The sequence below is a fragment of the Micromonospora sp. BL1 genome, from assembly GCF_003667485.1.
Lineage (GTDB): Bacteria > Actinomycetota > Actinomycetes > Mycobacteriales > Micromonosporaceae > Micromonospora > Micromonospora tulbaghiae.
Genome location: NZ_RCVK01000112.1, coordinates 1 through 7664, shown reverse-complemented (window position 1 = coordinate 7664; position 7664 = coordinate 1). Strand labels below are relative to the sequence as shown.

At 73.6% G+C, this 7664-nt stretch carries 9 protein-coding genes and 1 pseudogene; 4 read left to right on the top strand and 6 right to left on the bottom strand.

From position 1 onward, the window contains the following. Positions 1–359, top strand: a pseudogene (locus EAD96_RS01395) (hypothetical protein); the annotation flags it as partial. 6 nt (positions 360–365) lie between these two features. Here EAD96_RS01395 and EAD96_RS01390 read toward each other — a convergent pair. The 3 genes from EAD96_RS01390 to EAD96_RS01380 form a co-directional block, all read right to left on the bottom strand. After that, positions 366–938, bottom strand: a complete 573-nt coding sequence (locus EAD96_RS01390; RefSeq protein ID WP_121682991.1) for a hypothetical protein — start codon at positions 936–938, stop codon at positions 366–368. Positions 939–1001: 63 nt separating this feature from the next. Continuing rightward, the gene (locus tag EAD96_RS31375; RefSeq protein WP_233585348.1) at positions 1002–1316 is read right to left on the bottom strand and encodes a hypothetical protein; all 315 of its coding nucleotides are present in this window, start codon (positions 1314–1316) and stop codon (positions 1002–1004) included. 274 nt (positions 1317–1590) lie between these two features. Further along, complete coding sequence (locus tag EAD96_RS01380) at positions 1591–3069, bottom strand: PLP-dependent aminotransferase family protein (RefSeq protein ID WP_121682990.1); 1479 nt, start codon at positions 3067–3069, stop codon at positions 1591–1593. Positions 3070–3098: 29 nt separating this feature from the next. Between EAD96_RS01380 and EAD96_RS01375 the strand changes: the two genes are divergently transcribed. Beyond that, complete coding sequence (locus EAD96_RS01375; protein ID WP_121682989.1) at positions 3099–3707, top strand: LysE family translocator; 609 nt, start codon at positions 3099–3101, stop codon at positions 3705–3707. 30 nt (positions 3708–3737) lie between these two features. Then, a complete protein-coding gene (locus tag EAD96_RS01370) occupies positions 3738–4445 on the top strand; it encodes a B3/4 domain-containing protein (RefSeq protein WP_121682988.1) in 708 nt (235 codons plus the stop codon). 32 nt (positions 4446–4477) lie between these two features. Here EAD96_RS01370 and EAD96_RS01365 read toward each other — a convergent pair whose 3' ends face one another. Then, complete coding sequence (locus EAD96_RS01365; RefSeq protein WP_121682987.1) at positions 4478–4867, bottom strand: hypothetical protein; 390 nt, start codon at positions 4865–4867, stop codon at positions 4478–4480. A 93-nt stretch (positions 4868–4960) separates the two neighbouring features. On the opposite strand from EAD96_RS01365, the gene EAD96_RS01360 reads away from it, so the two are divergent. Beyond that, entirely contained in the window at positions 4961–5767 is an 807-nt protein-coding gene (locus tag EAD96_RS01360; protein WP_121682986.1) for an SDR family oxidoreductase, read from the top strand. A 101-nt stretch (positions 5768–5868) separates the two neighbouring features. On the opposite strand, the gene EAD96_RS01355 is transcribed toward EAD96_RS01360, so the two are convergent. Together EAD96_RS01355 and EAD96_RS01350 are read right to left on the bottom strand one after the other, a co-directional pair. Next, complete coding sequence (locus EAD96_RS01355) at positions 5869–6909, bottom strand: ABC transporter ATP-binding protein (RefSeq protein ID WP_121682985.1); 1041 nt, start codon at positions 6907–6909, stop codon at positions 5869–5871. After that, the coding region (locus EAD96_RS01350; protein WP_147457819.1) for an ABC transporter ATP-binding protein at positions 6906–7664 on the bottom strand (759 nt) is incomplete at its 5' end. The genes EAD96_RS01355 and EAD96_RS01350, both read right to left, overlap by 4 nt.

The window sequence follows — 7664 nt, the reverse complement described above, 5'->3', positions numbered from 1 at the left end:
CCGATGCTCCACCTGGCCTGCACCCCCTACGCCCTGACGTACGCGATCGCCCCCCCCCCTCCGGCCCCTGCCGCCGTCCGCGGTCCCGCCCCCGTCCCGCCCCGCCGCGCGGCACGCCGCAACCGCCGCCCGAGCGCCGCTGCGGCGCCCCGGCGAACCCCTTCGGGTACGACTTCTGCGGCGGCCAGCGCATCCGCAGGCCGGCCGCCGGGGTCTGCGAGTGGTTCGAGTGCGTGCCCGGGTTCTGGTCCGACCGCGGCTGGCTGGTGCAGTGCCGCGACGGCTCGGTCAGCCGCACCGGCGGCCAGCGCGACGTGTGCGCCGGCCACAAGGGGTTCCGCCGTACCGTCTGGCGGTGACGCCGGTCAGCCCACCGGGCGGGGCGTGACGCGCAGCGGCAGCAGCCCGGCCAGCACCAGCGCGGCGCCCACCGGCAGCAGGTTCAGGTTCACCGCGATCGCCAGGAACCCGGCCAGCACCAGCACCGGCGCCCACACCGGCAGCAGCCGTGCCGCCGCCGCCCGGTACAGCAGCACCAGCAGGCCCACCTCGAACAGCAGCGGCCCGCCGAACAACACCAGACCGGGCGTGCGCACCGCGTCGGCGAAGCTCGGGAACAGGTCACCGAGGATCACCCAGACGAAGGCGGCGGCGCCGACCAGGCCGGCCAGCGCGGCCACGTCGTCGAGCGTCCGCAACCGCGACGACCGGGAACGCAGCAGGCCGTGCAGCCCGACGATCAGCGCGGCGAAGCCGAGGACACCGAGCAGGAACAGGGTGTGGCCGGTGTTCCACGCCCAAGCACCCTTGTCGCTGTGCCCGTCCAGGCGGTCGAGCAGGCGCAGCAGGCCGTAGCCGAGCAGCAGCACCGCCGACGCCACGGCGACCGGGCGCAACCACTGGTACGCGGGACGTGTGCGGGAATCGAGAAGGCTCATCGCCTCAGCGTTCCGGGCGCCCGTGCCCGGGACATCGGGGAGCGGTCCCGAACCGGACCCGGATCAATCCGCTCGCCTCCCGTAGGGGTGCCCGGATACCGTCCGGCCGTGTCCCGCACCGTCACGCTGGTCCTGCTCGACTCCGCCGGCCGCCCGCTCGGCGCGCTGCCGCCGTTCGGCGTACCGGAGCCGTGGTGGCAGGAGGCCGGCTCGATCGTCGCCGCCGTCCGGCAGCGCCACGGTCTGGAGGTCGCCGTGCTGCGGCTGCTCGACGCCGACCGCCCTGCGCCGCCGGGCGGTCACGTCCGGTACCTGGCCCAGGTCGTCGACGCGCCCGCCGTACCCCTGGAACCGGTGGCCGTGGACCTCGCGCCGCATCCGCTGCGCCAGCCGTGGGCGGAGGCGGGCGGCCCGGCCGACAGCGTCGCGTGGGCGACCGGCGAGCTGCGCCGGCTCGGCCGCCGGGTGACGGCCGTGGCGCAGCAGCGCACCTGGAACCTCTCCGCCATCTGGCGCCTGGACACGGACCAGGGCCCGGCGTGGCTGAAGCAGCTCCCTCCTTTCGCCCGCCACGAGCCCACGGTCCTGGCCTTCCCCGTTGATCAAGGAGTTGGTGTCGGTGTCGATCTCCCTGGTGACCCGAACTCCTTGATCAACGGGGCAGGGTTCGGTGTGCGTCGGCCACCGTCGCGAGGGCTCGGTCGATCTCGGACGGTGGGGTCGCCGCGTACCCGAGGACCAGGCCGGATGGCTGCGGGCGCTGGCCGTGCCAGGACAGCGGATGGACCTTGACGCCCCGGCGCAGCGCCGCCGCCGCGAGCGCCCGGTCGTCGACGTCGCCGGGCAGCGTGACCATCAGGTGCAGCCCGGCCGCCGCACCGTGCACCACCGCCCCGGGCAGGTACGCGCGGACCGCCCGGATCATCGCGTCCCGGCGGCGTACGTGCCGGTGGCGCAGCAGCCGCAGGTGCCGTTCCAGCGCGCCGGACTCCATCAGCTCGGCCAGCACGAGCTGCGGCAACGCCGCGTTGCCGAGGTCGGCAGCCCGCTTCGCGGCCACCACGTCGGCGTGCAGCGCGGGCGGCACCAGCATCCAGCCGATCCGCAGCGCCGGTGCGAGCAGCTTGGAGATGCTGCCCACGTAGCAGACCCGATCCGGCGCCATGGCCCGCAGCGCCGGCACCGGCGGACGGTCGTAGCGGTGCTCGGCGTCGTAGTCGTCCTCCACCACCAGGCCGCCGTCGCGTGCCCACCGCAGCAGCCGCCGACGCCGGTCGCCGTCGAGCACCACACCGGTCGGGAACTGGTGCGCCGGGGTGAGCAGCACGGCCGGCGCGCCGCAGCGCTCCAGCTCGCCGACGCACAGTCCCCGGTCGTCCACCGGCACCGGCGGTGTCGCCAGCCCGGAGTAGACCAGGTGCTGCCGCACGCCGAGGGAGCCGGGATCCTCCACCGCCACGGTGTGCGTACCCCGGTCGTGCAGCACCCGCGCGAGCAGGCCGAGCGCCTGGGACACCCCAGCCACGATCACCACCTCGGCCGGGTCCGCGCGGACGCCCCGGTTGCGGGCCAGCCAGTTCGCGACCGCCAGTCGCAGCGCGGGCGTGCCGGTCGGGTCGCCGTAGCCGAGCGCGGCGGGCGTCATCCGGTGCAGCACGGCCCGCTCGGCCCGCAGCCAGGCCGCGCGGGGAAAGGCCGCCAGATCGGGTACGCCGGGAGTCAGGTCCACCTGCGCGGGTACGGCGCGCAACTCGTCGAAGGCGTCGAAGCCGGGCCGGGTGGCGAACACGTCCGGTGCCCGCCTCGGCTCGGGCGGCCGGGTGACAACGGCGGCCGGCGTGGCGACCACCACCGTTCCGGCCCGGCCGCGTCCCGCCACCTGGCCGTCCTCGGCCAGCCGCTGGTACGCCTCGGTCACCACGCCACGGGAGACGCCCAGCTCGGCGGCGAGCACCCGGCTGGCCGGCAGGCGGGTGCCCACCGGCGCCCGGCCGTCCGCGATCGCGGACCGCAGCCGGGCGGCCAGCCAGTCCGCGCGGCCACCGGGTGGCGCCTCGCCGACGTCGAGCTGGAGGAAGTCCGCACCGGCCGCTTTGGACTCCTCTGGAACGACGACTTTGGCCCTGTCCATCGGACCATTATGGTCGCAGGCTGGACCGCATGACAGTCGCCTTCCTGCTGACTTCGCTCGTCGTCGCGATCACTCCGGGCACCGGGGTGATGCACACGCTCGCCACCGCCGTGACCGGCGGACGCCGGGCCGGCCTGGCCGCTGCCGCCGGCGGCACGCTCAGCCTCGTCCCGCACGTGATCGCCGCGGTGACCGGCCTGGCCGCCCTGCTGCGTGCCGGCACCCCGGCGTTCCGCGTGGTGACCTGGCTGGGTGTGGCGTACCTGCTCTGGATGGCCTGGTCGGCGCTGCGCGACCGGGGCACGTTCGCCCTCGACGGTGACCGGCCCCCGCGTCCGGCGGCGGCCGTGTTCCGGGACGGGGTGCTGCTGAACCTGCTGAACCCGAAGGTGACGGTGTTCTTCGTGGCGTTCCTGCCGCAGTTCGTACCGCCGGACGCGCCCGCCGCCACAGTGCGCATGCTCGCCTGCGGCCTGGTGTTCATGGCCGTCACGCTGCTGGTGTTCGCCGGGTACGCGCTCCTGGCCGGCGCGTTGCGGCGCCGGGTGCTGTCCCGGCCCCGGCTGACCGGGCTGCTGCGGCACGCCTTCGCCGGCAGCTTCCTCGTCCTGGGCCTCGGCCTCGCGTTCACCGCCTGACCCGCCCTCACCGCTCAGAAGGAGTCCTCCGTGCGTTTCCGTCACTCCCCCGAGATCTGGTCGGCCTTTCCCGAACTGGCCTGCGGCGTCCTGCACGCCACGGGCGTCACGCCCGACGTCGACGTGACGCCACGGCTGGCCGGGTATCTCGGCACCGCCCGGGACCGGCTCGCCGCCGGGCCGGAGGGTGGCTTCCCGGAGATCCAGGCGTGGCGTCGCGTGTTCACCCGGATGGGCTGCCCGCCGACCCGCTACCGCTGCGCGGCGGAGTCGCTGCTGCGCCGGTTGCGGCGGGACGGGGACCTGCCCCGGCTGCATCCGCTCGTGGACCTCGGCAACGCGCTGTCCACCCGGTACGCGGTGCCGGTCGCCGTGCTCGACCTGGCCGGGATCGACGGCGACCTGACCGTGCGCCCGGCCGACGGCACGGAGCACTACCTGGGGCTCGGCGGGGAGAGCGAGCACCCCGCGCCCGGCGAGGTGATCTTCGCCGACCAGGGTGGACACGCGCACGCCCGGCGCTGGTGCCACCGGCAGAGCGGCGCGTCGGCGGTACGAGAAGACACCACCGACGTGCTCGTGGTGATCGAGGCGATGCACGAGGGCGCGGCGCCGGCCGTACGCCGGATGCTGGACGAACTGGCGGCGGCGCTGGACGAACTGTGGCGCGTGCCGTCGCGGACGGCGCTGCTCACCGCGGAGGCGCCGGAGTTCGCCGTGCCGGTCCGGACGGGCTGACCGCGCCGGGCGTGGTCCGGCGGTCCTCGGCGTCAGGCGCCGGGGTCGGTGTGGTCGCGCGCCATCAGCTCGTCGAACTCGGCCGGGGTGATCTCACCGGTGCGCAGCCGGCGGGCGTTGGCGGCGAACCGGGCGATCGCCGCGCCGCGCGGGTCCGGCTCGGTGAGCAGGCCGGCGTCGGCGGTCAGAGCGCTCGCGGCACCCGCCACGTCGTGCGGATCGGCCAGGTCGACCGGCTCGCCGTGCAACTCCCGCAGGGCGTCGGCGAGTCGCGCGTCGGCGGCGTCGCCGGTGCCCCACCAGCGCCGGGCCAGGTCGACGGTGCGGCCGAGCGAATCCTCCCCCACCCGTTCGGCGCCTATCTCGGCACGCATCATGCGCAGGAAGCGGAATGTCACGGCATCGGAGTCATCGGCGATCACGCCCGTACCCTAGCGAGCGGGTCCGACGACACCGCCGGGCGAGCCGGGGTCGTCCGGCCGGTTGAGGTCACCGCCCGCGGGTAGTGCGCGGACATGCCCGAACGATACGAGGACTACGACCGCGTCGCGATCGTCACCGGCGCCGACTCCGGCATCGGCAAGGCGTGCGCGGTGGCGCTCGCCGAAGCCGGTTACGACATCGGCATCACCTGGTACGGCGACGCGGTGGGCGCCGACCGCACCGCCACCGAGGTACGTGCCACCGGCCGCCGCTGCGAGACCGCCGAGTTGGACCTGACCCGGCTCCCCGAAGCGGCGGCGGTGGTCGACGAATTGGCCGACCGGCTCGGCGGCCTGGGCGTGCTCGTCAACAACGCCGGCACCGGCCTGTCCGAGCCCTTCGTGGACGTGAGCTGGGAGAAGTGGCGGGAGGTGCTGGCGGTGGACCTGGACGGGCCGTTCCTGTGCTCGCAGCGGGCCGCCCGGCGGATGCGCGCGGCCGGGCGGGGCGGCCGGATCATCAGCATCACCAGCGTGCACGAGCATGCGCCCCGGGTCGGCTCGTCGGCGTACTGCGCGGCCAAGGGCGGCCTCGGCCTGCTCACCAAGGTGATGGCGCAGGAACTGGCCGCCGACGGGATCACCGTCAACGCGGTCGCCCCGGGTGAGATCGCCACGCCGATGACCGGGCAGGAGGACGTCGACCCGTTCACGCAGGAGCGTCCCGGTGTGCCGGTGGGACGGCCCGGTGACGCCCGCGAGGTGGCGGCGGTGGTGGCGATGCTCGCCTCACCGGCTGCGGCGTACGTGACGGGAGCGTCGTGGGCGGTCGACGGGGGGATGCTGTTGATGGGTCCGCAGGCTTCTGTTCTTTCCTCCCACTCGTGGCGTTCTGCCTAGTCCTGTGGTCGCGGTTGAGGGCCGGGGGCGACCGTGCCCGGCTCCGGGCGGTCAGGCTTGATCCCTGCGCCGGGCACGGTCGCCCCCGGCCCCGTCGTGGGTCAGGTGCGTTCGTTGCTGCCGGGATCGGGGGTGGCTCCCACGGGTGCGTCTAGCGGTGTCTGCTGCTGCTCCGGGTAGTGGCAGGCGGTGAGCTGCCCGCCGCCGTCGCGGGTGGTCAGGGTGGGTTCTTCGGTGGCGCAGTGGTCGGTGGCTTTCCAGCAGCGGGTGCGGAAGCGGCAGCCCGACGGTGGGTTGAGTGGGGTGGGTACGTCGCCGGTGAGGCGGATGCGTCCGGCGGGTCCGAGGGCTGTGACGTCGGGGATCGCGGACAGCAGGGCCCGGGTGTAGGGGTGCTGGGGGCGGGTGTAGATGGTGTCGCGGTCGCCGATCTCGACGATCTTGCCGAGGTACATGACGGCGACGCGGTGGCAGAAGTGCCGCACGACGGCGAGGTCGTGGGCGATGAACACGAACGCCAGGTCGAGGTCGCGTTGCAGGTCGCGTAGCAGGTTGATGACCTGCGCCTGGATCGACACGTCCAGCGCCGAGACGGGTTCGTCGGCCACGATCAGTTTCGGTTTGAGGGCGAGGGCGCGGGCGATGCCGATGCGCTGGCGTTGCCCGCCGGAGAACTCGTGCGGATACCTGTTGTAGTGCTCCGGGTTCAACCCGACCAGTTCGAGCAGTTCCTGCACCCGTTTCTTCACCCCGCCCGGCGGGGTGATCCGGTTGACCTGCAACGGCATCGCCACGATCCGCCCGACCGTGTGGCGCGGGTTCAACGACGCGTACGGGTCCTGGAAGATGATCTGCAGGTCCTGCCGCAACGCCCGCAACTCACGACGCCCACCTTGGGTGATGTCCCGACCCGCGAACTCGATCGACCCGGCGGTGGGTTCCAGCAGACGCACCAGCATCCGCCCGGTCGTGGTCTTCCCACACCCCGACTCCCCCACCAGCCCGAGCGTCTCCCCCGCACGCACGTCGAAGTCCAGGCCGTCGACCGCCCGCACCGCACCCCGGGCACGCAGGCCCTGCCGCACCGGGAAGTGCTTCGTCAGGCCCCGCACCGACAGCAACGGCTCGGTCTCGGTGCTCATCGGGCCACCCCCACGTGCGCGACCTCGTCGCGGTAGATCCGCTCCCGCGCCGCGACCGGCAGGTGACAGGCCACCAGATGCCCTGCCGCCCCCGCCGGAACCAGCTCGGGAACCTCGGTGCGGGACCGGTCACCGTTCACCCCGGCCCACCGGCAACGCGGATGAAACGCGCACCCCGACGGCAGGTTGATCAGCGACGGCGGGTTACCCGGGATCGGCACCAGGTCCGCATCCGCGTCGCCGTGCAACGACGGCACACTCGACAACAACCCCCACGTGTACGGATGCTGCGGCGCCCGCAACACCCGCTCCACACTCCCGTGCTCCACCGCCCGACCCGCATACATCACCAACACGTCATCAGCCACCTGACTGACCACACCCAAGTCGTGCGTGATCAACACGATCGCCGACCGGAACTCCTCCTGCAGATCACTGAGCAGATCCAGAATCTGCGCCTGCACCGTCACGTCCAACGCCGTCGTCGGCTCATCCGCGATCAGCAGATCCGGATCGTTCACCAACGCCATCGCGATCATCGCCCGCTGCCGCATCCCACCGGAGAACTCGTGCGGATACTGATCGAACCGCTTCCCCGGCTGCGGAATCCCCACCCGGCCCAGCATGTCCACCGCCCGCGTGCGCGCCTCCCGCCGACCCGCCCTCGGGTGATGCACCCGATACGCCTCCGCGATCTGCCGGCCCACCGAGTAGTACGGATGCAACGCCGACAACGGATCCTGGAAGACCATCGC